The sequence below is a fragment of the Kiloniella sp. genome, from assembly GCF_965205715.1.
Taxonomy (GTDB): domain Bacteria; phylum Pseudomonadota; class Alphaproteobacteria; order Kiloniellales; family Kiloniellaceae; genus Kiloniella.
The window spans coordinates 1-21,529 of sequence record NZ_CBDBHW010000001.1; the positions used below are offsets into that span (position 1 = coordinate 1).

Here is a 21,529-nt window from a genome sequence, read left to right on the forward strand (position 1 = left end):
ATGAAGTTCGTTTTAACCGCCATGAGGTAAACAAAGGTTTTGCGAAGCTGGATTTGGAAAAGCCATCCATAGATGAGTTTGTGATTATTGGGTAACTAAAAAGGAATGGTTGTAGGCATTTTCTCTAAAAGTATACCTTTTCGTAGATCTGGTTTCCTATCGTATTTTGTCTATAAAGTATGGCTTTATCTACGTTTCTGGAATATTCTACAAATCTCTATTATATTATTAGAGATCAGAGGCTCACATTGATCTACGCATACATCAGGGTAAGCAGCAGGGACCAAAATACGGGCCGACAAGAAGAGGCTATTTCAGGATCCGGATTTTGCATTGATAAAATCTACACTGACAAAGCAAGTGGCAAGGATGTCAACAGGCCCTTTTTCCAAGAGATGCTAAATGTAACCAAACCTGGTGATACGATCGTTGTTTCATCGATTGATAGAATGTGCCGAAATATGATGGACATGTGCTCTGTTACGACGGATCTCCGGGACAGAGGCGTGTCATTGGTTTTTCTACAGGAAAATCTGACATTTAGTTCAGGTAAGGTGAACGCTATGCAAGAGCTACAGCTTCATATGATGTCTGCATTCAGTCAGTTTGAAAGGGCTCTTGTTAAAGAGCGACAAGCTGATGGCATAGCGGCGAAAAAAGCAAGGGGTGAGAAGACAGGTCGGCCAGCCGCTGATTCGAACAAAATCCCCGCAATCGAAGCACTCTGTGCTAAGGGGATCAATTTGAAACTGGCTTGCGAAAATGTTGGTCTTGGGGTTTCTACCTATTACAAACTACGTAAACAATTGGCCAGGAGCCATTAATATTACAGGAAAATAGCGGGCCAAATTCCTTGCGTAGCATGACTTGGTGCTGACGCTGAGCACAAGGGGCATGAGATGCAATTTACAATTCAGGTGAGTGTTAAAGATGATTTTGGAGAAACTACCATTGAGGATATTATCAGCCTGGACAAGGTGCCTGACAATCCTGATGACATTGGTTTATCTCTCATGGAATCAAAGAGCTTGTTGAAATCCCTTCAAAATCTGATGGTCAGCCATCAAGCGGAACTTTACACCAAGACCCACCTTAACTGCCCTCATTGCCAGAAAAAGCGTCGTATAAAAGGTCATTATGGCATTCACTACCGGACGTTGTTCGGGATTGTGCCGTTATCAAGCCTTCGTGTCTATAACTGTGATTGTAAGGTTATCCCTGCCAAGACAACAAGCTTGCTAACAGATTGGATCCCCGATCATAATAGCCCGGAGCTACAATATATCGAGACAAAGTGGGCCTCTCTGATGGCTTACGGTCTGACGTCAAATTTACTGAAAGATATTCTGCCTGTTGGCACTGCTCTTAATGCTTCAACGGTTAGAAATCATCTACATAAAGTCGCCAAGCGCCAGGAAAATGACTTGGAAGGGAAACCTGAATACATTTCAGGGTGTGCTTACGAATGGGGGAATTTACCTAAACCCGGCAAACCAATAACAGTCGGTATAGATGGCGGTTACGTTCGAAACTGGTATGAGAAGAAGACTAATTTTGAAGTGGTTGCTGGCAAGTCTTTCTCGAAAGAAAAAGCACCTAAACGCTTTGGCTTTGTTCAGAAAATAGATGATCATCCAAGAAAAAAACTCATGAGTATGCTGTCTGATCAAGGGATGCAAAACAATCAGCAAATCACCTTTTTGTCTGATGGAGCTGATAATTTAAGAGATTTGCAATTTATGATGTATCCAGAATCTCTCCACATTCTTGACTGGTTCCATGTGACAATGCGGTTCACTGTTCTCAACCAGTTTGCTAAGGGGATGAAAAAATCAGACCCAAAAGATGGTGCTATGATATTTAAGGATCTGGAGAGTGCCAAATGGTACCTGTGGCACGGGAATGTCCAAGAATCTCTGGAAAAAATAGGTGAGTGTTGTGACGTCTGTTATGACGATGAATTACATTACGAAAATAGAAAAAAGTTCTACAAACACTTATCTGAAATGTATACATACATAGAGAATAACCAGCCTATGATCCCCAATTATGGAGAGCGGTATCGTTATGATGAAATCATCTCGACGGCATTTGTTGAGTCAACGATCAACGAGGTTGTCGCCAAGCGGATGGTCAAGAAACAACAAATGCAGTGGAGCCATAAAGGGGCCCATTATTTATTGCAAACCCGAACGGCCGTGCTTAATGGAGATCTGAAGAATATATTTTCTGGCTGGTACCCTGGTTTAAAAATCGAAGGGCAAGCTGAAAAACAGTATATACCCGATCTGAATCTGGCAGCGTAGCTACTCAAGCTCCCTTGCCAAAACTAAAAACCGAGATGATATCAATTTCGCCTAGATAAGATTACTGCCCATGGAAAAGAAGAACGCACAATATAATGAGAGCATACCGGTGCCGAGTATTCATCAGCTTGATAAAAAAGGAAATACAGTTAATCCAGGCAGCCTTTTGCAAGAGTGGTGTACTCATATGGAACTAGATTATCCTGTTTATAATTTTCTTAATCCCGAGACAAATCAGGCTGGAACACCTGTCTATATTTATGATTGCATATTGAAAAATATAGAACGAACAGAGGGGCAAGGACGCTCTAAAGTTCAGGCTCGCAAGAATGCCGCGACACTGATGCTACAGAAACTCGCAGAAATATCCAAATTTTGAAGAAGATAATTTAATCCGGTAAACCCCCGGCTATGCCGGGGGACTCTCAATGGTTTGACCGTTCCCACGGTCTTACATTTCTTTGTTTATTGACCAAAATAACAAAGGAATTAGCCGATGAGAGATTACAAAAGCCTTGCACATACGAGATGGGATTGTAAATACCACGTGGTTTTCATCCCTAAACGCAGGAAAAAAGTTATCTATGGCAACCTACGTCAGTATCTTGGTGAAATTTTCCATGAACTGGCCGGGCATCGCGAAAGTAAGATTGAGGAGGGCCATTTGATGCCGGATCACATTCACATGTGTATCAGCATACCGCCCAAACATGCTGTTTCAAAAGTCGTTGGATACCTAAAAGGAAAAAGCGCGATTGCCATAGCTCGAAAATTCAAAAATAAAGCACGGAATTTCAAGGGTGAAAATTTTTGGGCCCGTGGATATTTCGTCTCAACTGTAGGGCTCGATGAACAGATGGTGAGGGAGTATATCAGAACGCAAGAAGAGCGTGATAAGTACTTTGACCAAATGGATATATTCAATCCATAACCGCTTTAGCGGTTCCCAATTTGCCCCTTTAAGGGGCTCACCCGCTTAAGCCCCCGGCTTTGCCGGGGGTCATTTAACTAGATGCCCAAAATCTATATAGCAGGCCCAATGACAGAATTGAAAAACCTGAACAAGGAAGCCTTTGATGATTATGGACAACACCTTACAGGGCAAGGACACGCCGTCATGAACCCCGCATCTTTACCCCAGGGATTTTCTCAGGCTGAGTATATGGATATATGCCTTGCTATGTTACGAGCTTGTGATGAAATTCACCTCCTTCCAGGATGGAAAGCCTCTCCTGGGGCGTGTGCAGAATACGCCATGGCCACAAAATTAGGGATGGTTGCTGTATTCTTAACTTAACCGTAAATGCCCCACACTTTTTCATGCTCTGCAAAGATCCAGATGGTCATCGATTATGGGAAGTGGCTGTAATGTCTCACTTGCGTGATGCCTTCCGATCCGGTGATATCTGGCTGGCTCATTCCCGGCGCTACGGCGATATGAAGCAGGCTTTGGTGCCGATTGAAGCGGCAAAAGCTACGCCTCGGTTGATCGTGCCGTTTGATCCTGTGGAATGGCTAAATGAGCGCAAAGCACGCATGGCCGATGGGCTGAAACGCTTGGCCATTGCCGCTAAATCTGGTGCTATTCCTGGCGGATCCATTGAGAATGGTATCCTGAAAATTGATCGTTTGACCGCTGACGTTCCTGCTGAAGCAGGTGAACTTGTCCTTGATCTTTACCGACGTCTGCCAGATGTGCGAATTACCGATATACTCCTGGATGTGGAGAAGGCTACAGGCTTTACCGATGCGTTTACCCATCTGCGAACAGGTGCGCCCTGCAACGATAAAATAGGGCTTTTGAACGTGTTACTCGCAGAAGGGCTCAATCTGGGTCTCAGCAAAATGGCCGAAGCCACGAATACGCATGATTATTTCCAGCTCTCGCGTCTATCCCGCTGGCATATTGAAAGCGAGGCCATCAATCGTGCACTAGCCATAGTGATAAAAGCGCAATCAGCCTTGCCCATGGCACAGTTTTGGGGAGCAGGTGTCACCGCCTCCAGTGATGGACAATTCTTTTCGGCTGCGCGTCAGGGCGAGGCAATGAACCCGGGTTGAAAGCCTATACCCATGTGTCAGATCAGTATGGCCCTTTCGCCACACAAAACATACCCGCAACCGTGAGCGAGGCCCCATACATTCTTGATGCGTTGCTGATGAATGAAACGGGTAAAAACATCCGCGAACAATACGCTGATACCGGCGGCTTTACGGATCATGTTTTTGCTGTAACAGCACTTTTGAATTACAGGTTCATCCCTCGTATCCGAGATTTACCCTCAAAACGTCTGTATGTTTTTGATCCGAGTAGCGTCCCGAAGGAACTGAAGGGGTTGATTGGCGGCAAAGTCAGGGAAGGCACGATCGTAGAAAACTGGCCAGATGTTTTGCGCAGTGCTGCCACCATGGTGGCGGGTATCATGCCGCCCAGCCAACTCCTGAAAAAGTTTTCTTCTCATCCACGACAGCATGACCTTGCTATCGCCCTGCGTGAAATCGGACGGGTCGAACGGACACTCTTTATCATCGATTGGTTGCTTGATGCCGACATGCAGCGCCGCGCCCAGATCGGGCTCAACAAAGGAGAATCCCACCACGCCTTAAAGAATGCGCTGAGGATCGGACGCCAAGGTGAAATTCGTGACCGGACAGCTGAGGGCCAGCATTACCGCATGGCAGGTCTCAATCTCCTCGCCGCGATCATTATTTACTGGAACACAGATCAGCTTGGCAAGACTGTTGCGCAGCGAAAACGCGCAGGGCTGGAATGCCCAATCGAACTTCTGCCTCACATCTCACCCCTCGGATGGGCACATATCCTCATCACCGGCGAATACAGGTGGCATAAAAAATAGAATTAGAGCTTAAGGTGTCATTCTGCCCCCTACCGGAACAGACCCCTTTATAGGCGGTGATTATAGATTAAGTATTTTGGCACTTCTCCGCTTTGTTGAGTAGATTTAGGATTTCAAATAGAGCATAGATTGATTATCTGGAATGGATGATTGTCTAATTTTGAGTTTGAAGTATTCGGTATCCTTGATGCCTCTGGCTCGCTTACGGATCATTCCTATACTGACATTACCAGCCTCTATCCTGGCGCTTGTGAGCTTGTGTTTGGCGTAGTTGCAGATGCCCACACAATGTTTCCGTAGGGATTTCGCGAACTTTTTTAGATAGAGCATCTGTGACTGATCTGCTATCAGGCACCAACGTTCCAGTTGCTCCGCCATCGCCTCAAATGAAGCGGCACTCCACAGCAGCTGAAGCTGTTCTTTCAAGACGTAAAGTGCATTCAGGTTGCTATTGCTCTCCAGCAACCTTTGCAGCTTGTCACTTTGTTTTTCACTCAACTTATCCGCATTTTTGAGCAACAGATAATGTGTCCCTTTCATCAACTCTTTACCACTTGGATCGGCCTTTCTGAACTCAAGTCGACGCTGATTATGGATAGCTTTGCTGTAGTTTTTCATGACGTGGAAACGGTCAAATACTATGTCGGCCAACGGCAAGGACTCTCTGACAGCCTTTTGGTAGGCAGGCCCCATATCCATCGCTACGGCCTTTATTTTGCAGGCTGTATCTGGTTGCAGTTGTTTCAAAAACCTTGAAAAAACCTCGGCAGTTCGGCCTGCTTCAACCCAGATCAGATGACCGCCAACCATATCGTAGACCACCGTCATGTAGTCATGACCTTTCGCCCGGGCAACTTCATCTACACCAATATATTCCAAGCCAGTTAGCTCTGCAGGATCAAGCGTAGGGAGAGTTTCAATAAGGTATGCCCTGTCGATATTCTTGACCGTTTCCCATCGTATATCCAAATGTCTGGAAACCGCTTGAATAGACATATGCCGACATAATCCACTGATCAGTCGGCAAAATCGGTGAGTGAAACGGCACCCTTTATCAACAAAATCACACCCCTCAATGCGGCGTTCGCCCTTGTTAATATAAACCTGCGCCAGCTCAATCTCGACCACACAAGGATACCCAAAAAGGGGGATGTCGTTTACTTGTCGGCGGACATGCTGGTTGATGCTTCCCTTCTGGCCTGTAGCAGGGTCTATAGCCCTCCTACGCGCGTCTCGGCTGCAGTGAATGACAATCTTAACACCGCCGTCATCCAGTTTAATTTCATTTACACGTTGCCCTTTGAGGCCTAAAATATGCTGCGAGATGTTGATTGTCATATACCTGCTCTATGTAAAGTTATCAGAAACCATACATATCAACAGGTTACTTGGCGGTCGGCATCTTTTTCTACTCAACAAAGCGGAGAAGAGCCAGTATTTTAAATATCTTTTGATTCATATGCATCAACGACATCTAATAAATATTCCATGAAATCATCGGCATATTCTAAACCTTTATTTTCAGCGCCTACCCAGAACCGCTCTGCAGTTTGTGGTTTTAATCTTACATTAAACTGAGTAGTGCGGGCTGATTTTTTGAGTTTTCGACCATCGCGTTTAGCGACAGTTTTTTTTGCATGACTTGTTGTAAATCCTGCTTCTTCACTAAGAGTTTCTAATATATTAGTGTCTATGGGTGGGGCTTTCTTGGGAGCAAAACGGTCAAGATTGATTTTCTTTTTTGAGGTTTTATCGTCTGGCTCATTCTCATCGCTAAATAAAGAAGCTCGTTTTCGCTCAGTATCAGTCATATTGTATCAATTATCCTAACATTTCTACAACGCTGTTTGTAAAGGCTTCAGCATTTTCAATAGCTTTATGTGGATTGCTTGTTTCTTTATTTGTAAGATCGTAAATGCTTCCTCCAAGTTGAAATATTGTACGAAATGCAGAACGTTCCATTAACTCGGTGGGCAGTACATTTATTTCATTTTCTTTGAGTTGATTACGTACATGTGTTACATCTCGCGCCTGTATTACTGTCGAACGTGTAAAAAGGATAGAATAATTAATATTCCTTGCAAAAGCTTGTTTTTCTCGTTCAATTAATTTAATAACGTTAACACCTTGATCAGCATCGAGTTGACTTCCTTGTATAGGAATTATTACTAAGTTAGAGCGACCTATCGCGTAACTTACAGTTATGTTTTTTGAGCCTTCTAAATCAATGATTACAAACGCATCTTTTGATGAAGCTTCGTCTATGGCATTAAGGATAGTATCCTCATTAACATCCGGTATAATATGTAAATTCTCTGGTACTCTATCTGGATCTCGTTTTACCCATCGCTTTAATGGTTGATTTGGATCAGCGTCGATTAATGTGACGCTAGAATTATGTTTAGCTAATACTAATGACAATACTAAAGCTGACGTAGATTTTCCTACGCCACCTTTAGAATTTGCAAATGATATAACGGGCATATAGCAACCTTATCTTTGATATATATATGTGATATAACAAGTATATACTGATTATATGTTATAAAGTCAATATGTATTGGATATATTAATAGTATATACATGATATATACCGGGTACATTGTTGCTAGCAGTAATATATCAAATAATGCGATATGCTTTTATTTGGCTATATGTATGTTGATATATTCATATATTTTGTATATATTGATAAATACAAATTTAAGGATGTGATTATGAAAGAGTTCAGCGCAGCTGACGTAACTAGAAGTTCCGGTGATTTGTTTGCAGCAGCTGCTGCTGAACCTGTTGCTATAACAAAACACAGCAAGCCACGTTTTGTTGTTATGACCATTGAAAAATTTAAAAAAATGAGTGCTCAAGGTGATCAGCGTAAAGCGTATTCACTCAATGAGTTACCAGATGATTTAGCGTTTGAGTTAATGGATCGTCTAGAGGTAGATCTTGATGATTAGTGAGGGAGATATATGGAATTATCCTTATCTATGGCGTTGGCAAGATAATAGGGGGGAGACGGAAGGGCGTAAGAGTAGGCCCTGTGCACTTGCTATAAAGGCGGTTCTCTCACCTACGCAGACAAGATTGTTTTTCTTGGCAATTACATCAAAAGCACCAGATCAGAACAAATCAGCACTCCTTATCCCCGATACGGAAAGGCATCGTGCGCATCTGTCGAGGGAGATGAAGCTCTGGATTATACTTGATGAGATAAATGTAGATATCTTAGAAGAATCATTTTATTTAGAACCAGATGCAAAAATAGGTAGTTTTAGCCCAGCATTTTTAAAAACGATAAAAAGCAACTTACTCGTTCTGCTAAAGAAAGCGAAAATTAAGTCTGTAAGGCGTACAGATGTAGATTGAGAATATCATCGAGAGAAATAAGCATGTCTGCCTGTTCCTAGATGGGCCGAATATAGGTATGTTCCATAGCAAAAATAAAAGTGAATTAAATCAATGTAATTGTTGTTCTGTTATTTGTTCTATAATAGATTGTTCCGTAATGAAGTTAATATTTTTTAATACGGAACAATAATGAAAATCGGCTACGCGAGAGTATCTACCAAGGACCAGAACCTTGAATACCAGATTAAGGGTTTAAAAGAGGCTGGTTGCGAAGAGGTCTACAGCGAGAAAGTATCAGGTAATGCGGTTGTCCGTGAGGAACTTGATAAGGCTATGGGGATCCTTCGAAAGGATGATACCTTTGTTGTCTGGAAACTGGACCGCTTGGGGCGGCGCACAACAGAGGTATTGAGTTTCATTGAGGGACTTGAGGCTAAGGGGGTTAAGTTCCAGTCGATTTCCGATGGTATGGATACTTCTAGCTCAATGGGTAAGGCTATCTTGATGATGGCTGCTGTGTTTGCTGAATTGGAACGTAACCTGATTATTGAGCGTACTATGAGGGGCTTGGAGATTGCCAGAGAGAACGGTAAGCGCCCTGGGCCGAAAGAGAAGGTTACGGATGAGGATATAGAAATGGCGATCACTTTGCTTGATACGCCTGATAAAAATGGTAAGAGGCGAGGCTACGCTAAGGTTGCTAAGACTCTGGGTGTTTCAAAATCTACTCTGTCACGGCGTATATCTGGCCTGCGGGATAGGATGGATGCCTAACTATTAAGCAGACCTTGATATATTCACCTTAAACTTAAAGGAATTTTCATGGCTAAATTATTACGAGATGGCACATTCTTTCGGATCAAAGATAAATATATTGAAGCTCTTATCGAGGATGCGATTGATGCGGATTTTTTGAATGAAGCAGAAGATCATGCTCTCTATTTTGGTAATTGGTATTATTTGTATCATTGGAACGGTGCTGTTGTTTGGGCAAACTACAAAACGCACCAACAGCTTTATCAAGAACAGCTTCTGGGTTCTTTTTTAACCGAAGCATTGGCTTCAGACGATCAACCTGGGCTAGTGCTTTGATTATTTCTGCGTTTCGTATGATCCGAAGTGAAGACAGTTCTCCCTGGGCGAAAAGCCCGGGGTGAAGAGGTCACTCCGGTAACCCGGAGATGATCGAAGATGAACGCCACAGAAACCCGCGAAGAAGTCGCCCTCCAGATCTCACAACAAAATTCCTTCAAAAGCACCTTGTCAGCGCTCAGTCGTGCCATCCGTGAATGTGGCGATGAGGGGGTCGCCCCTGTAAGCGATCCGGCCGTAGGGTTAATTCTGACAAAACTAAACAGCTTTGTTCAAGGCTCAGGCTTTGATAGACAACAGGCAATATCTGTGTGCCAGGACGCCCAGGCGATCAGATTGCAAAAACCGCTGCTGATCCAGTTGGCAGAGAAAACCTTGTCTTACGATCCAGATCGGAAAGCGGCGTTTCACAAAGAGGCAAAGAAGCAGCTCAAACGCCTCGCTGACGCTCTTGGTTATGTAAAGGGTGAGTTTGATATCAGCTCTAGTATGGGCGGCGTTGCCGTTGGTGGAGAAGCGATCCTGCACACAGATCATCTGTATTTACAGATTTTTCAGGGCTTTTCCCGGTTTGGTGACATTTTGTACCGAAGCTGTGATCACCGGAAGGATTACTCCGGAGGGAACAATAACTACGCCTTCCTTAAGGATTTAAACGATATCAAGGCATTCGCCCGTCGTCTTAACCATGAGCTTGATGGTGGCCGTATGCCTGTACTTCCATATGATACGATCGGGATGCTTTTCTGATCTGTGCTGAAGGGGTGAGGGTTCTCCCAGGTTGAACTAAGAATTGGAGAAGTGGTCTCCAGTTCTCAACCTGGAGAGATAATCATGAGTAAGTTTGATGGTGCAGAGGAAATCACCAACCAGATTATTGTGGCAATTGAGAGCGGTCTAGCTGACGGGAGCAAGTGGGTCATGCCCTGGCACTCAAACGGGACATTGGCCATGCCGATTAATGCGTTGACGAAAAAGTCCTATCGTGGCGGTAACATCGTTGCTTTGTGGGCAAGAGGTAAGACTTGCGATTACAGCTCAGGTTATTGGGCGACTTTCAAACAGTGGAAAGAACTCGGAGCGACAATCAAGAAAGGTAGTAAAGGCTCTATGGTTGTTTTCTGGAAGAAATTCAGGGTTGGAGATCCTGCTGGATCAGAGGAGGCCGCAGATGGTGCCAGAGATGATACGACTGGTAAAACCTTTATGAAGTCGTGGACATCGAGGGTTTTCAATGCAGACCAGGTTGTTCAGCGACAATAACCTTGGCCGGTTGCGACAACCACCTTGGCCGGTGGATCTGATCATTAAAAAGGGCGTGCCCGTTTGATAATCAGATCCACCGGCCAAGGCTTAATTTGGTGTTAGTTACAAGCTGCTGTGAGTTGATAAATTAGGAACCTCTAGATGTAATTGGAGGAACCTGTTTGCCGTATAAATTTATCACAGATGAACAACTGAGACTTTACATGACAGATAGAAAAACTCATGGTCAACGAACCGCCGCTGCCCGCGCAGGGTTTAGCGAACGCACGGCCCGCCGATTTGACGTTGATGCGACTTTACCGTCACAACGCAATATAAAGCGAGGGCGAACAGTTTCTGATCCGCTTGAAGATATCTGGGATAAGGACATCCTTCCCATTTTGGATAAAGACAACTCGGTCAAACCCATTACTTTGTTGCGCCACATACAGAGCCTCTATCCGCTCCGTTTTCCCGATGACCGTGTCAAGCGCACGTTAGAGCGCCGAGTTCGGGGATGGCGGGCTCTGAATGGCCCTGAAAAGGATATCATTTTCAGGCAAACACCTGAGCCGGGTTACATGGGCCAATCAGATTTCACGGATGCAGCCGACTTAAGTATTACCATTGCAGGAGATCCTTTGGTGCATCGGCTCTATCATTTTGTTCTGGTATATAGCCGATGGGAACATGTTGGGGTCGTACTTGGCGGTGAGAGTTTTACAGCCCTTGCGGAGAACTTACAAAATGCGCTTTGGTCCTTGGGGGGCGCTCCTGAAAACCACCGGACCGACAGCCTGTCTGCGGCCTTTCGGAATTTGAGCGTTGAGGAAAAGGAGGACATTACCAAACGTTATTCTGCTTTTGTTGAGCACTACGGTATGGAGGCCAGTCGAAATAACAGAGGGGAATCACACGAGAACGGTGCCATTGAATCTCACCACGGTCACCTTAAGACTGCGATAAAGCAGGCCCTGATTTTGCGTGGCAGTAATGACTTTGACACTTTGGATGAGTATCGGCGATTTTTGGACGAGCTGATTGCTAGACGGAACAAACATCGTGACCAAGATATCCAAACAGAGTTGAAATCTCTCAAGGCGTTACCTCCTCGGCGAACAACAGATTACACTGAAGTCGTGTCGAGAGTTACCAAAACAAGTGGTTTTTTAGTTAAGCAGGTTTTTTATAGCGCCCCTTCTCGCCTAATTGGTCAACGCTTGCGTGTCCATATTTACGATAACCGGATAGAAGCCTATCTAGGCAGCACTCATGTCGTCAGCCATTCTCGTGAGCGGGGGCACGGCAAAGGCCCCCGCATTCATGTTATCAATTATCATCACGTCATTCATGCTCTCAAACGTAAACCTCAGGCACTCGCCAATTCTATTTATCGTGACAGTATTTTTCCAAGAACCGAGTACTCCCTGGCCTGGACATTGTTTCAGAAAAAGTTGTCCCGCAGAGATGCGTGTCGTCAGATGGTTGGGATACTTTTCCTTGCGCACGAAGAGGCTTGTGAGGCCGAAGTCGCGCACCTGATTTCGAGAGAAATCAATGCAGGAAGGCTACCTTGCGCAAAAAAACTTAAGCTGAATATCACAAAAAAGAACACGGATTTACCTCCTGATATTCCCGTGGTTCAACCTTCATTATCAGTCTTTGATACTCTGTTGGAGGATCGGGCATGACAAACATTGAAGTGGATCAGCACAAGCTGCCTCTTATGCTAACTGACTTACGATTACCCAGCTTTCACAAACACTGGCAAGATATCGCAATCCAATCCGACAAGGAGGGCTGGTCAGCAGCCAGGTTCCTTGCCGTTTTGGCCGAATATGAATTGGCCGAAAGGGACACGCGACGCATTCAACGCCATCTCAACGCATCAAACCTGCTGGGCGGAAAAACTCTGGCCACTTTTAACTTCAAGCGGCTGCCTAACGTGAAAAAGGCGCAGGTCGAAGCCTTGTCTGCCGGTGACTGGATTGACGCAAGAGCAAATCTGATTGCCATTGGAAATTCAGGGGGAGGAAAAACTCATCTCCTATGCGCCGTAGGTTATGCTCTTATAGAGGCTGGATACCGTGTGCTCTATACGCAAACCAGTGATCTGGTGCAAAAACTCCAGGCTGCCAGACGTGAACTTATGCTCGAAAACGCCCTCGCAAAACTCGATAAATTTGATCTCATCATTCTCGATGATATTACCTATGCACAAAGGGATATATCTGAAACATCCGTGCTCTTTGAATTGATCGCCAGACGATATGAGTACCGAAGTATTGCAATTGCTGCCAATCAACCTTTTAGCGGATGGGACAATATTTTTCAAGATAAGGCCATGACCGTTGCAGCAATCGATCGTCTTGTTCACCACTCAACCATTCTTGAGATGAATATCGACAGCTACAGACAATGGGAAGCCGCCCAAAATCTCAAAAAAATGTTGCGGAAAACCACAAACAAAAAGGTGAAAAATATGCCTGAAGCATCGTAAATAAACGTCAGATCACAGCCGCATCAAAAGCGGCCAAGGTGGTTGACGCAACCGGACAAAGTGGTTGACGCTCTACACCAGGTAGAGGGTTGGAAAATTCCAGAAGCACGGGAGGCAGGAGAGGCCGAAATCATCGATAGCGCAGAAGCTTTTTTCGAAAATACTGGCATTGATATCCGCTATGGACAGGGTAAGGCTTTTTATAGTCCTTCAGGTGATTACGTTGGGATGCCTGATCGCAGTTGTTTTATTGCAACTGAGCATGGTACGGCCACAGATCACCTATATTCGACGCTTGCCCATGAGGCCGCTCATGCAAGCGGGAGTTCTCATCGTTTGGCCCGAGATCTTTCTGGTCGGTTTGGTAGCCAGAAGTACGCAGCCGAAGAACTCATTGCAGGCTCTTCTCCGCTTTGTTGAGTAGAAAAAGATGCCGACCGCCAAGTAACCTGTTGATATGTATGGTTTCTGATAACTTTACATAGAGCAGGTATATGACAATCAACATCTCGCAGCATATTTTAGGCCTCAAAGGGCAACGTGTAAATGAAATTAAACTGGATGAGCATCAACCAGCATGTCCGCCGACAAGTAAACGACATCCCCCTTTTTGGGTATCCTTGTGTGGTCGAGATTGAGCTGGCGCAGGTTTATATTAACAAGGGCGAACGCCGCATTGAGGGGTGTGATTTTGTTGATAAAGGGTGCCGTTTCACTCACCGATTTTGCCGACTGATCAGTGGATTATGTCGGCATATGTCTATTCAAGCGGTTTCCAGACATTTGGATATACGATGGGAAACGGTCAAGAATATCGACAGGGCATACCTTATTGAAACTCTCCCTACGCTTGATCCTGCAGAGCTAACTGGCTTGGAATATATTGGTGTAGATGAAGTTGCCCGGGCGAAAGGTCATGACTACATGACGGTGGTCTACGATATGGTTGGCGGTCATCTGATCTGGGTTGAAGCAGGCCGAACTGCCGAGGTTTTTTCAAGGTTTTTGAAACAACTGCAACCAGATACAGCCTGCAAAATAAAGGCCGTAGCGATGGATATGGGTGAAAGGGACACATTATCTGTTGCTCAAAAATGCGGATAAGTTGAGTGAAAAACAAAGTGACAAGCTGCAAAGGTTGCTGGAGAGCAATAGCAACCTGAATGCACTTTACGTCTTGAAAGAACAGCTTCAGCTGCTGTGGAGTGCCGCTTCATTTGAGGCGATGGCGGAGCAACTGGAACGTTGGTGCCTGATAGCAGATCAGTCACAGATGCTCTATCTAAAAAAGTTCGCGAAATCCCTACGGAAACATTGTGTGGGCATCTGCAACTACGCCAAACACAAGCTCACAAGCGCCAGGATAGAGGCTGGTAATGTCAGTATAGGAATGATCCGTAAGCGAGCCAGAGGCAAAGCGGAGAAGTGCCTCATTGCAGAGATTACGTCGGCTATGGTGTCTTCTCTTTTAGGGTTTGGCTCTTTGCCTCGCGCCGATCATTTCCACTACGTAAAAAATTGGCTCGATGTGCTCTGTAGAGCGTCAACCACTTTGTCCGGTTGCGTCAACCACCTTGGCCGCTTTTGATGCGGCTGTGATCTGACGTTTATTTACGATGCTTCAGGCATATTTTTCACCTTTTTGTTTGTGGTTTTCCGCAACATTTTTTTGAGATTTTGGGCGGCTTCCCATTGTCTGTAGCTGTCGATATTCATCTCAAGAATGGTTGAGTGGTGAACAAGACGATCGATTGCTGCAACGGTCATGGCCTTATCTTGAAAAATATTGTCCCATCCGCTAAAAGGTTGATTGGCAGCAATTGCAATACTTCGGTACTCATATCGTCTGGCGATCAATTCAAAGAGCACGGATGTTTCAGATATATCCCTTTGTGCATAGGTAATATCATCGAGAATGATGAGATCAAATTTATCGAGTTTTGCGAGGGCGTTTTCGAGCATAAGTTCACGTCTGGCAGCCTGGAGTTTTTGCACCAGATCACTGGTTTGCGTATAGAGCACACGGTATCCAGCCTCTATAAGAGCATAACCTACGGCGCATAGGAGATGAGTTTTTCCTCCCCCTGAATTTCCAATGGCAATCAGATTTGCTCTTGCGTCAATCCAGTCACCGGCAGACAAGGCTTCGACCTGCGCCTTTTTCACGTTAGGCAGCCGCTTGAAGTTAAAAGTGGCCAGAGTTTTTCCGCCCAGCAGGTTTGATGCGTTGAGATGGCGTTGAATGCGTCGCGTGTCCCTTTCGGCCAATTCATATTCGGCCAAAACGGCAAGGAACCTGGCTGCTGACCAGCCCTCCTTGTCGGATTGGATTGCGATATCTTGCCAGTGTTTGTGAAAGCTGGGTAATCGTAAGTCAGTTAGCATAAGAGGCAGCTTGTGCTGATCCACTTCAATGTTTGTCATGCCCGATCCTCCAACAGAGTATCAAAGACTGATAATGAAGGTTGAACCACGGGAATATCAGGAGGTAAATCCGTGTTCTTTTTTGTGATATTCAGCTTAAGTTTTTTTGCGCAAGGTAGCCTTCCTGCATTGATTTCTCTCGAAATCAGGTGCGCGACTTCGGCCTCACAAGCCTCTTCGTGCGCAAGGAAAAGTATCCCAACCATCTGACGACACGCATCTCTGCGGGACAACTTTTTCTGAAACAATGTCCAGGCCAGGGAGTACTCGGTTCTTGGAAAAATACTGTCACGATAAATAGAATTGGCGAGTGCCTGAGGTTTACGTTTGAGAGCATGAATGACGTGATGATAATTGATAACATGAATGCGGGGGCCTTTGCCGTGCCCCCGCTCACGAGAATGGCTGACGACATGAGTGCTGCCTAGATAGGCTTCTATCCGGTTATCGTAAATATGGACACGCAAGCGTTGACCAATTAGGCGAGAAGGGGCGCTATAAAAAACCTGCTTAACTAAAAAACCACTTGTTTTGGTAACTCTCGACACGACTTCAGTGTAATCTGTTGTTCGCCGAGGAGGTAACGCCTTGAGAGATTTCAACTCTGTTTGGATATCTTGGTCACGATGTTTGTTCCGTCTAGCAATCAGCTCGTCCAAAAATCGCCGATACTCATCCAAAGTGTCAAAGTCATTACTGCCACGCAAAATCAGGGCCTGCTTTATCGCAGTCTTAAGGTGACCGTGGTGAGATTCAATGGCACCGTTCTCGTGTGATTCCCCTCTGTTATTTCGACTGGCCTCCATACCGTAGTGCTCAACAAAAGCAGAATAACGTTTGGTAATGTCCTCCTTTTCCTCAACGCTCAAATTCCGAAAGGCCGCAGACAGGCTGTCGGTCCGGTGGTTTTCAGGAGCGCCCCCCAAGGACCAAAGCGCATTTTGTAAGTTCTCCGCAAGGGCTGTAAAACTCTCACCGCCAAGTACGACCCCAACATGTTCCCATCGGCTATATACCAGAACAAAATGATAGAGCCGATGCACCAAAGGATCTCCTGCAATGGTAATACTTAAGTCGGCTGCATCCGTGAAATCTGATTGGCCCATGTAACCCGGCTCAGGTGTTTGCCTGAAAATGATATCCTTTTCAGGGCCATTCAGAGCCCGCCATCCCCGAACTCGGCGCTCTAACGTGCGCTTGACACGGTCATCGGGAAAACGGAGCGGATAGAGGCTCTGTATGTGGCGCAACAAAGTAATGGGTTTGACCGAGTTGTCTTTATCCAAAATGGGAAGGATGTCCTTATCCCAGATATCTTCAAGCGGATCAGAAACTGTTCGCCCTCGCTTTATATTGCGTTGTGACGGTAAAGTCGCATCAACGTCAAATCGGCGGGCCGTGCGTTCGCTAAACCCTGCGCGGGCAGCGGCGGTTCGTTGACCATGAGTTTTTCTATCTGTCATGTAAAGTCTCAGTTGTTCATCTGTGATAAATTTATACGGCAAACAGGTTCCTCCAATTACATCTAGAGGTTCCTAATTTATCAACTCACAGCAGCTTGTAACTAACACCAAATTAAGCCTTGGCCGGTGGATCTGATTATCAAACGGGCACGCCCTTTTTAATGATCAGATCCACCGGCCAAGGTGGTTGTCGCAACCGGCCAAGGTTATTGTCGCTGAACAGTGCTCAAAGGTGACAAATACGCCATTTTCACTGCGGCAGCTAAAGCTCAGGAGGCAACAGAATATTTACAGTCCCTCCAACCTTTAGACTGTGCTGTAGCTGCCGAGTAGCTATGGAGCGAAGGTTGTTTTTTCAGGGTAAGAAGTGATCGGGAGATTGGCTTCCGGTCCTACCCTGGAGAAAATAATAATGTCCCAACAATTAGCATTGCAGCCGCAACACATCTCTGTGTGTGAAGTTCCTGAAAACGAGCGCTGCGACATCCTGCCAAAATATTTCGGTCCCAAGATGATGCAGGTCGAAGCAACTATTTTTGGGACACTTGATAACTTAAGCCCGGACTACACAGGAGCTATGTGGGCCTTTTACGAAATCCCTGAAGGCTTCTATATGGCGCCAAAGATTGATGACGATTTACAAATAGTGATAACTGGGAATTACTTCGACGATACCATGAGCGCTGACGCTGCAGGGATTGTGACCTGTCTTTTTGTCTACAGCCACATGTCAGAGAAGTACCCTGAAGATGACTTCGCGGATTTGTTCCATGCCCTGCGAGATTTTGCCGGGGTACATGCTGAAGCGTCCAAGATCTTTTCTGCAATAGATTAGCGAGCTGCATTGATAGTGCCGGGGAGGGGAGAAGGTTTTCTTTTTTTTGAAATATTCAAAATTGGAGAAAGGAAGGACCTCACTCAAATCTCGTACCAATCACAAACTTTTTGATGAATTTAATATTTAAGGGGCCTGCGAAACATCGTGGGCCTCAATCTTTTGGGAGAAAGAAAATGGCTAAGAAAACAAATGACATTATTGAGATTGCTCTAAGCGATCTGACGATTTCAGAACAGAACGTGCGTAAGCAGGCAACCTCGGTTGATGACCTGAAAGTGCTGATGGCATCCATTGAGGCTATTGGGTTGTTACACCCACTTATGGTGGTGCCGGGTAAGGGTAAATCCTATGGGGTTGTCGCAGGCGGCAGACGGTTGGCTGCTTTAGCTGCTCTTGTGGAGGAGGGGAAGCTCAAGCCAGACCATAAAGTCTATTGCCGTGAAGTGGCTGAGGGCATTTCGATCGACGAACTTTCGCTCATGGAAAACATGGCCCGTGTCTCGATGTCACCTGTTGATGAGCTAAAAGCGTTTGAACTATTGAAAACGAAGGACCTTTCCGAAGACGATATCGCTCGTCATTTTGGGATTACAGTCGTGGCCGTAAAACGTCGGTTGAAGTTGGCACGTGTAGCTGAACCTATTCTTGATGCTTATCAAGCTGGCGAGGTTACGCTTGATGATCTACAGGCTTATGCGGTTACTGATGACCAGGAACGTCAGGTCGAGCATTTTCAGAATGCTCCAGGCTGGAACAGACAGCCGCATAATATTAAAAGCGCCATGGCTCGGGAAACTTATCCGGTAAACCATAAGTTTGTGAAATGTATCGGGCTTGAGGCTTATGAGAAAGCTGGTGGGTCGGTGCTTTCTGATCTCTTTAGCGAGGACGTTTTTCTGGAAGACACTAGCCTGGTTGAAGGGCTGGTTAAAGAAAAACTGGAAGTAGTTTGTACGGAACAATTGGCTGATGGTTGGAAATGGGCCGAGGTCGCCATCGAGATGGACTATAGCTTAACTGCGGGTATGGGCAGGGTTTATCCCGAGGCTGTCGATCTAACAGAAGATGAACAGGCTGAATTGGCTCAAATTGAGATATCTATAGATGCTTTTGATGTCCATGAAGATGATTTTAGCGAAGAACAGCAGGTTGAGTGGGATGAGTTGCATCAACGCCAGGACGAATTGAATGAGGGTCTTGAGGCATTTACACCGGAAGACAAAGCAATGTCGGGTGTTCTTGTATCTTTGAATTACAGCGGTGAAATTAATCTACACGAGGGCTTAGTGAGGCCAGAAGATATAGAGGAGGATCCTGAGACTGAAGGCGAGGATACAGGCGAAAGCATCTCTGAAGACGATGCGTCACCAACTTATAGTCAGGCTTTACTTGATAGTCTGCGGGACCTGCGTTGTAAGGCAATGCAGGCAGACATTGCGAGGAATCCCGGCCTTGCTTTTGATCTCTTGCTTTACAGCATGGTAAAGCCCCTCTTTTCTAGCGGGTATGTGTTATCACCCTTGGCCATTTCACCTACTGAGATTGGTAAAACCCTTGATGACGCAGAAAAAGAAGCCTCGTCGGCTTGGTTAGAACTGGAGGAGATCAAGGCTAGTTTTCGTCTAACATGGAGTTCTGATGCAGTGGCTAATTTTGATAATTTGTCTGCTTTAGGGGAACAGGAAAAGCTGAGACTTCTGGCTTACTCTGTTGCGCGGACGCTTCACTCGCAACTCGCACCGGCTAATAGCGAAAACGATGTCATCGAGCACGCAGCCCGGTTATCGGGCTTACGTATCCGCGACTACTGGTGGCCGACCGTTGATGCTTTTTGTTCCAGGATCAAAATCAAAGATTTATTGAAAATTGGATCAGAGATCGTTGATCTGCAATGGGGCTTGTCCCGCTCATCCGAGAAAAAGGCCGTTCTGGCCAAGGCTGTTACCAAACTGTTCGATCCGGAGAATGCGTCTCTTACGGAGGAACAGCGTGCACGTGCTGCGGAATGGGTGCCTGAAATCATGGCTGTATCAAGGATTACAGAACAAGATTTAATTGATGAGGCCGAGCCTGTTTCAAATGAGGTTCCGGCTTTTTTAGAGGAAGTAGCTTCTGAGGATCCCGATAATTTGGAAAGTGAAATGTCACTGGCAGCAGAATAGTCGTTTCTCCCTGCGACTTAACTTGAGGTCGGGTGAACTTCCTTGATTTCTGTGAGGTTGTTCCCTCGACCCTTTTTTGGGTATCCCTTAATTCTCTTTCAGTTATGGTCTATATATTATGGAAATACATTTTATCAGTGACCCCCTGCTTGTTGATGATCATGAGTGGCGTTTGTCCATTATTGAGTTCTGGATTATGCGGGGTAAGAAACGTCAGCATGAGATGAAGATTTCATATCAGTGGCGTGCTGAAGATGCTGCATTGTGGAATTTTGAGCGAACTTGGCCGGGGTATCATGAAGCGGAACCCTTTAATGGCCTGCCTTCAGGTTTGGACGTACTCTATGAGGCGAACTACTCCATCATTTCTAAATTACTTGGAGAGGATTTGATCCAGGAGCGGTCTGATCCAGATAATACTGGTTTGATCGATCCCAACTCTGACCAATTTAGTTTTTTATAACTCCGAGCGGGAAGGGGGGCGGGTTTTCTTTTTTTGTGAATTTTACAAAAGGGGAAGACCTATGAAAATCAATGCCCTTCCACGGGAAATAAAAGAGTTGCGCGATCGAGGGGCTCTGTTTGTTATTAACCATTCTGGTGGTAAAGATAGCCAGGCAATGACGATTTATCTGCGTAAGCATATTGCTGATAACCAGCTCCTGGTTGTTCATGCTCATTTACAGGACGTGGAGTGGGCTGGGACATGGGATCATGTAATTGCTAATTGTGAGGGTATTGATTGCCGGCAGGTTGTGGCCAAGAAGACATTCTTTGAAATGGTTCGCCATCGAGGGCGATTTCCATCAATTCAATTCAGGCAGTGTACGTCGGATCTAAAAAGAAGCCCTATAGAAAAGCTGATCCGACATTACCTGAAGGGAAATCCCCGGTTTGGCGGTGTTGTTGTTAATTGCATGGGAATGAGGGCTGAGGAATCCACTAGGCGATCAAAACAGATGCATTTTCGACTGGTTGAGGGTAATTGCACCCGGTTACGTACCTGGTACAACTGGCTTCCAATTCACCAAATGCTCTTGGATGAGGTTTTTGACACTATTAATTCAGTTGGACAGAAAGCACATTGGGCATACGGCGAAGGTATGTCCCGGTTGAGTTGTTGTTTTTGCATTATGAGTAGCAAGCAAGACCTCTCTACAGCGGCCATATTGAACCCGGACTTATACAAGCGGTATGTAGATCTTGAGAAGGATCTCGGGCATACATTAGCTATGCCAGTAAAAGGGAAGAGTCCGCGTGGACTTGAGGAAATTACGGGTATTTCTGTCTGAA

Annotated in this window: 24 protein-coding genes and 2 pseudogenes; 21 read left to right on the top strand and 5 right to left on the bottom strand. The window is 45.4% G+C overall.

Features of this window, described 5'->3' with window-relative positions; translation table 11 throughout:
- Positions 1–248 precede the first annotated feature (248 nt).
- From ACOGW3_RS00005 to ACOGW3_RS00030, 6 genes and pseudogenes are all read left to right on the top strand, one after another.
- Entirely contained in the window at positions 249–824 is a 576-nt protein-coding gene (locus tag ACOGW3_RS00005; protein WP_419901072.1) for a recombinase family protein, read from the top strand.
- A 75-nt stretch (positions 825–899) separates the two neighbouring features.
- Positions 900–2,306 (top strand): ISKra4 family transposase, encoded by a 1,407-nt coding sequence (locus ACOGW3_RS00010; protein WP_419901073.1) that lies wholly within the window; start codon positions 900–902, stop codon positions 2,304–2,306.
- A gap of 70 nt (positions 2,307–2,376) precedes the next feature.
- Positions 2,377–2,685, top strand: coding sequence for a double-stranded RNA binding motif domain-containing protein (locus ACOGW3_RS00015; RefSeq protein WP_419901074.1), 309 nt, complete (start codon positions 2,377–2,379; stop codon positions 2,683–2,685).
- A gap of 117 nt (positions 2,686–2,802) precedes the next feature.
- Positions 2,803–3,237 (top strand): IS200/IS605 family transposase, encoded by a 435-nt coding sequence (tnpA, locus tag ACOGW3_RS00020; RefSeq protein WP_419901075.1) that lies wholly within the window; start codon positions 2,803–2,805, stop codon positions 3,235–3,237.
- An 81-nt stretch (positions 3,238–3,318) separates the two neighbouring features.
- A complete protein-coding gene (locus ACOGW3_RS00025; RefSeq protein WP_419901076.1) occupies positions 3,319–3,603 on the top strand; it encodes a DUF4406 domain-containing protein in 285 nt (94 codons plus the stop codon).
- Between the two features lie 41 nt (positions 3,604–3,644).
- Positions 3,645–5,164: pseudogene (locus tag ACOGW3_RS00030) on the top strand (Tn3 family transposase); the annotation flags it as partial.
- 105 nt (positions 5,165–5,269) lie between these two features.
- On the opposite strand, the gene ACOGW3_RS00035 reads toward ACOGW3_RS00030, so the two are convergent.
- Positions 5,270–6,502 (bottom strand): ISL3 family transposase, encoded by a 1,233-nt coding sequence (locus tag ACOGW3_RS00035; protein WP_419901077.1) that lies wholly within the window; start codon positions 6,500–6,502, stop codon positions 5,270–5,272.
- Between ACOGW3_RS00035 and ACOGW3_RS00040 the strand changes: the two genes are divergently transcribed.
- Entirely contained in the window at positions 6,489–6,656 is a 168-nt protein-coding gene (locus ACOGW3_RS00040) for a hypothetical protein (protein ID WP_419901078.1), read from the top strand. The two genes, ACOGW3_RS00035 and ACOGW3_RS00040, sit on opposite strands and share 14 nt — an antisense overlap.
- Here ACOGW3_RS00040 and ACOGW3_RS00045 read toward each other — a convergent pair.
- Complete coding sequence (locus ACOGW3_RS00045) at positions 6,604–6,975, bottom strand: hypothetical protein (RefSeq protein ID WP_419901079.1); 372 nt, start codon at positions 6,973–6,975, stop codon at positions 6,604–6,606. The genes ACOGW3_RS00040 and ACOGW3_RS00045 overlap by 53 nt on opposite strands.
- Before the next feature lie 10 nt (positions 6,976–6,985).
- Complete coding sequence (locus ACOGW3_RS00050; RefSeq protein ID WP_419901080.1) at positions 6,986–7,648, bottom strand: AAA family ATPase; 663 nt, start codon at positions 7,646–7,648, stop codon at positions 6,986–6,988.
- Positions 7,649–7,881: 233 nt separating this feature from the next.
- On the opposite strand from ACOGW3_RS00050, the gene ACOGW3_RS00055 reads away from it, so the two are divergent.
- The 10 genes and pseudogenes from ACOGW3_RS00055 to ACOGW3_RS00100 all read left to right on the top strand — a co-directional run bounded on the left by ACOGW3_RS00055 (position 7,882) and on the right by ACOGW3_RS00100 (position 14,937).
- Positions 7,882–8,121, top strand: a complete 240-nt coding sequence (locus ACOGW3_RS00055) for a type II toxin-antitoxin system prevent-host-death family antitoxin (RefSeq protein ID WP_419901081.1) — start codon at positions 7,882–7,884, stop codon at positions 8,119–8,121.
- A complete protein-coding gene (locus tag ACOGW3_RS00060) occupies positions 8,111–8,530 on the top strand; it encodes a hypothetical protein (RefSeq protein ID WP_419901082.1) in 420 nt (139 codons plus the stop codon). Before ACOGW3_RS00055 ends, ACOGW3_RS00060 begins: the two co-directional genes overlap by 11 nt.
- A 171-nt stretch (positions 8,531–8,701) precedes the next feature.
- The gene (locus tag ACOGW3_RS00065) at positions 8,702–9,286 is read left to right on the top strand and encodes a recombinase family protein (protein WP_419901083.1); all 585 of its coding nucleotides are present in this window, start codon (positions 8,702–8,704) and stop codon (positions 9,284–9,286) included.
- 48 nt (positions 9,287–9,334) lie between these two features.
- Positions 9,335–9,604: a hypothetical protein gene (locus ACOGW3_RS00070; protein ID WP_419901084.1), complete on the top strand. Its 270-nt coding sequence runs from the start codon at positions 9,335–9,337 to the stop codon at positions 9,602–9,604.
- Between the two features lie 99 nt (positions 9,605–9,703).
- Positions 9,704–10,354, top strand: a complete 651-nt coding sequence (locus ACOGW3_RS00075) for a hypothetical protein (protein ID WP_419901085.1) — start codon at positions 9,704–9,706, stop codon at positions 10,352–10,354.
- An 84-nt stretch (positions 10,355–10,438) separates the two neighbouring features.
- Positions 10,439–10,867, top strand: coding sequence for an ArdC-like ssDNA-binding domain-containing protein (locus tag ACOGW3_RS00080; protein ID WP_419901086.1), 429 nt, complete (start codon positions 10,439–10,441; stop codon positions 10,865–10,867).
- A gap of 164 nt (positions 10,868–11,031) precedes the next feature.
- A complete protein-coding gene (gene istA, locus ACOGW3_RS00085; protein WP_419901087.1) occupies positions 11,032–12,540 on the top strand; it encodes an IS21 family transposase in 1,509 nt (502 codons plus the stop codon).
- Complete coding sequence (gene istB, locus ACOGW3_RS00090) at positions 12,537–13,349, top strand: IS21-like element helper ATPase IstB (RefSeq protein WP_419901088.1); 813 nt, start codon at positions 12,537–12,539, stop codon at positions 13,347–13,349. The genes istA (ACOGW3_RS00085) and istB (ACOGW3_RS00090) overlap by 4 nt, the downstream gene beginning before the upstream one ends.
- A 60-nt stretch (positions 13,350–13,409) precedes the next feature.
- On the top strand, positions 13,410–13,769 hold the full coding sequence (locus tag ACOGW3_RS00095; protein WP_419901089.1) for a zincin-like metallopeptidase domain-containing protein: 360 nt from the start codon (positions 13,410–13,412) through the stop codon (positions 13,767–13,769).
- Positions 13,770–13,910: 141 nt separating this feature from the next.
- Positions 13,911–14,937 (top strand): annotated as a pseudogene (locus ACOGW3_RS00100) (transposase).
- Positions 14,938–14,960: 23 nt separating this feature from the next.
- On the opposite strand, the gene istB (ACOGW3_RS00105) reads toward ACOGW3_RS00100, so the two are convergent.
- Positions 14,961–15,773 (bottom strand): IS21-like element helper ATPase IstB, encoded by an 813-nt coding sequence (gene istB / locus ACOGW3_RS00105; protein WP_419901088.1) that lies wholly within the window; start codon positions 15,771–15,773, stop codon positions 14,961–14,963.
- Positions 15,770–17,278, bottom strand: coding sequence for an IS21 family transposase (gene istA / locus ACOGW3_RS00110; RefSeq protein WP_419901087.1), 1,509 nt, complete (start codon positions 17,276–17,278; stop codon positions 15,770–15,772). The genes istB (ACOGW3_RS00105) and istA (ACOGW3_RS00110) overlap by 4 nt, the downstream gene beginning before the upstream one ends.
- 370 nt (positions 17,279–17,648) lie before the next feature.
- On the opposite strand from istA (ACOGW3_RS00110), the gene ACOGW3_RS00115 reads away from it, so the two are divergent.
- From ACOGW3_RS00115 to ACOGW3_RS00130, 4 genes are all read left to right on the top strand, one after another.
- Positions 17,649–18,071: an antirestriction protein gene (locus tag ACOGW3_RS00115; protein ID WP_419901090.1), complete on the top strand. Its 423-nt coding sequence runs from the start codon at positions 17,649–17,651 to the stop codon at positions 18,069–18,071.
- 176 nt (positions 18,072–18,247) lie between these two features.
- The gene (locus ACOGW3_RS00120) at positions 18,248–20,236 is read left to right on the top strand and encodes a ParB/RepB/Spo0J family partition protein (protein ID WP_419901091.1); all 1,989 of its coding nucleotides are present in this window, start codon (positions 18,248–18,250) and stop codon (positions 20,234–20,236) included.
- A 118-nt stretch (positions 20,237–20,354) separates the two neighbouring features.
- Complete coding sequence (locus ACOGW3_RS00125; protein ID WP_419901092.1) at positions 20,355–20,699, top strand: hypothetical protein; 345 nt, start codon at positions 20,355–20,357, stop codon at positions 20,697–20,699.
- 61 nt (positions 20,700–20,760) lie between these two features.
- Positions 20,761–21,528, top strand: a complete 768-nt coding sequence (locus tag ACOGW3_RS00130) for a phosphoadenosine phosphosulfate reductase family protein (RefSeq protein WP_419901093.1) — start codon at positions 20,761–20,763, stop codon at positions 21,526–21,528.
- Position 21,529: the final 1 nt, after the last annotated feature.

Coding starts and splice junctions, on each gene's coding strand:
- ACOGW3_RS00130 (WP_419901093.1), top strand. CDS start 20,761: ATGAAAATCAATGCCCTTCCACGGGAAATAAAAGAGTTGCGCGATCGA.
- ACOGW3_RS00015 (WP_419901074.1), top strand. CDS start 2,377: ATGGAAAAGAAGAACGCACAATATAATGAGAGCATACCGGTGCCGAGT.
- ACOGW3_RS00120 (WP_419901091.1), top strand. CDS start 18,248: ATGGCTAAGAAAACAAATGACATTATTGAGATTGCTCTAAGCGATCTG.
- ACOGW3_RS00115 (WP_419901090.1), top strand. CDS start 17,649: ATGTCCCAACAATTAGCATTGCAGCCGCAACACATCTCTGTGTGTGAA.
- ACOGW3_RS00045 (WP_419901079.1), bottom strand. CDS start 6,975: ATGACTGATACTGAGCGAAAACGAGCTTCTTTATTTAGCGATGAGAAT.
- ACOGW3_RS00055 (WP_419901081.1), top strand. CDS start 7,882: ATGAAAGAGTTCAGCGCAGCTGACGTAACTAGAAGTTCCGGTGATTTG.
- ACOGW3_RS00035 (WP_419901077.1), bottom strand. CDS start 6,502: ATGACAATCAACATCTCGCAGCATATTTTAGGCCTCAAAGGGCAACGT.
- ACOGW3_RS00050 (WP_419901080.1), bottom strand. CDS start 7,648: ATGCCCGTTATATCATTTGCAAATTCTAAAGGTGGCGTAGGAAAATCT.
- ACOGW3_RS00080 (WP_419901086.1), top strand. CDS start 10,439: ATGAGTAAGTTTGATGGTGCAGAGGAAATCACCAACCAGATTATTGTG.
- ACOGW3_RS00025 (WP_419901076.1), top strand. CDS start 3,319: ATGCCCAAAATCTATATAGCAGGCCCAATGACAGAATTGAAAAACCTG.
- ACOGW3_RS00010 (WP_419901073.1), top strand. CDS start 900: ATGCAATTTACAATTCAGGTGAGTGTTAAAGATGATTTTGGAGAAACT.
- tnpA (WP_419901075.1), top strand. CDS start 2,803: ATGAGAGATTACAAAAGCCTTGCACATACGAGATGGGATTGTAAATAC.
- ACOGW3_RS00040 (WP_419901078.1), top strand. CDS start 6,489: ATGTTGATTGTCATATACCTGCTCTATGTAAAGTTATCAGAAACCATA.
- ACOGW3_RS00075 (WP_419901085.1), top strand. CDS start 9,704: ATGAACGCCACAGAAACCCGCGAAGAAGTCGCCCTCCAGATCTCACAA.
- ACOGW3_RS00125 (WP_419901092.1), top strand. CDS start 20,355: ATGGAAATACATTTTATCAGTGACCCCCTGCTTGTTGATGATCATGAG.
- ACOGW3_RS00070 (WP_419901084.1), top strand. CDS start 9,335: ATGGCTAAATTATTACGAGATGGCACATTCTTTCGGATCAAAGATAAA.
- istB (WP_419901088.1), bottom strand. CDS start 15,773: ATGACAAACATTGAAGTGGATCAGCACAAGCTGCCTCTTATGCTAACT.
- ACOGW3_RS00065 (WP_419901083.1), top strand. CDS start 8,702: ATGAAAATCGGCTACGCGAGAGTATCTACCAAGGACCAGAACCTTGAA.
- istB (WP_419901088.1), top strand. CDS start 12,537: ATGACAAACATTGAAGTGGATCAGCACAAGCTGCCTCTTATGCTAACT.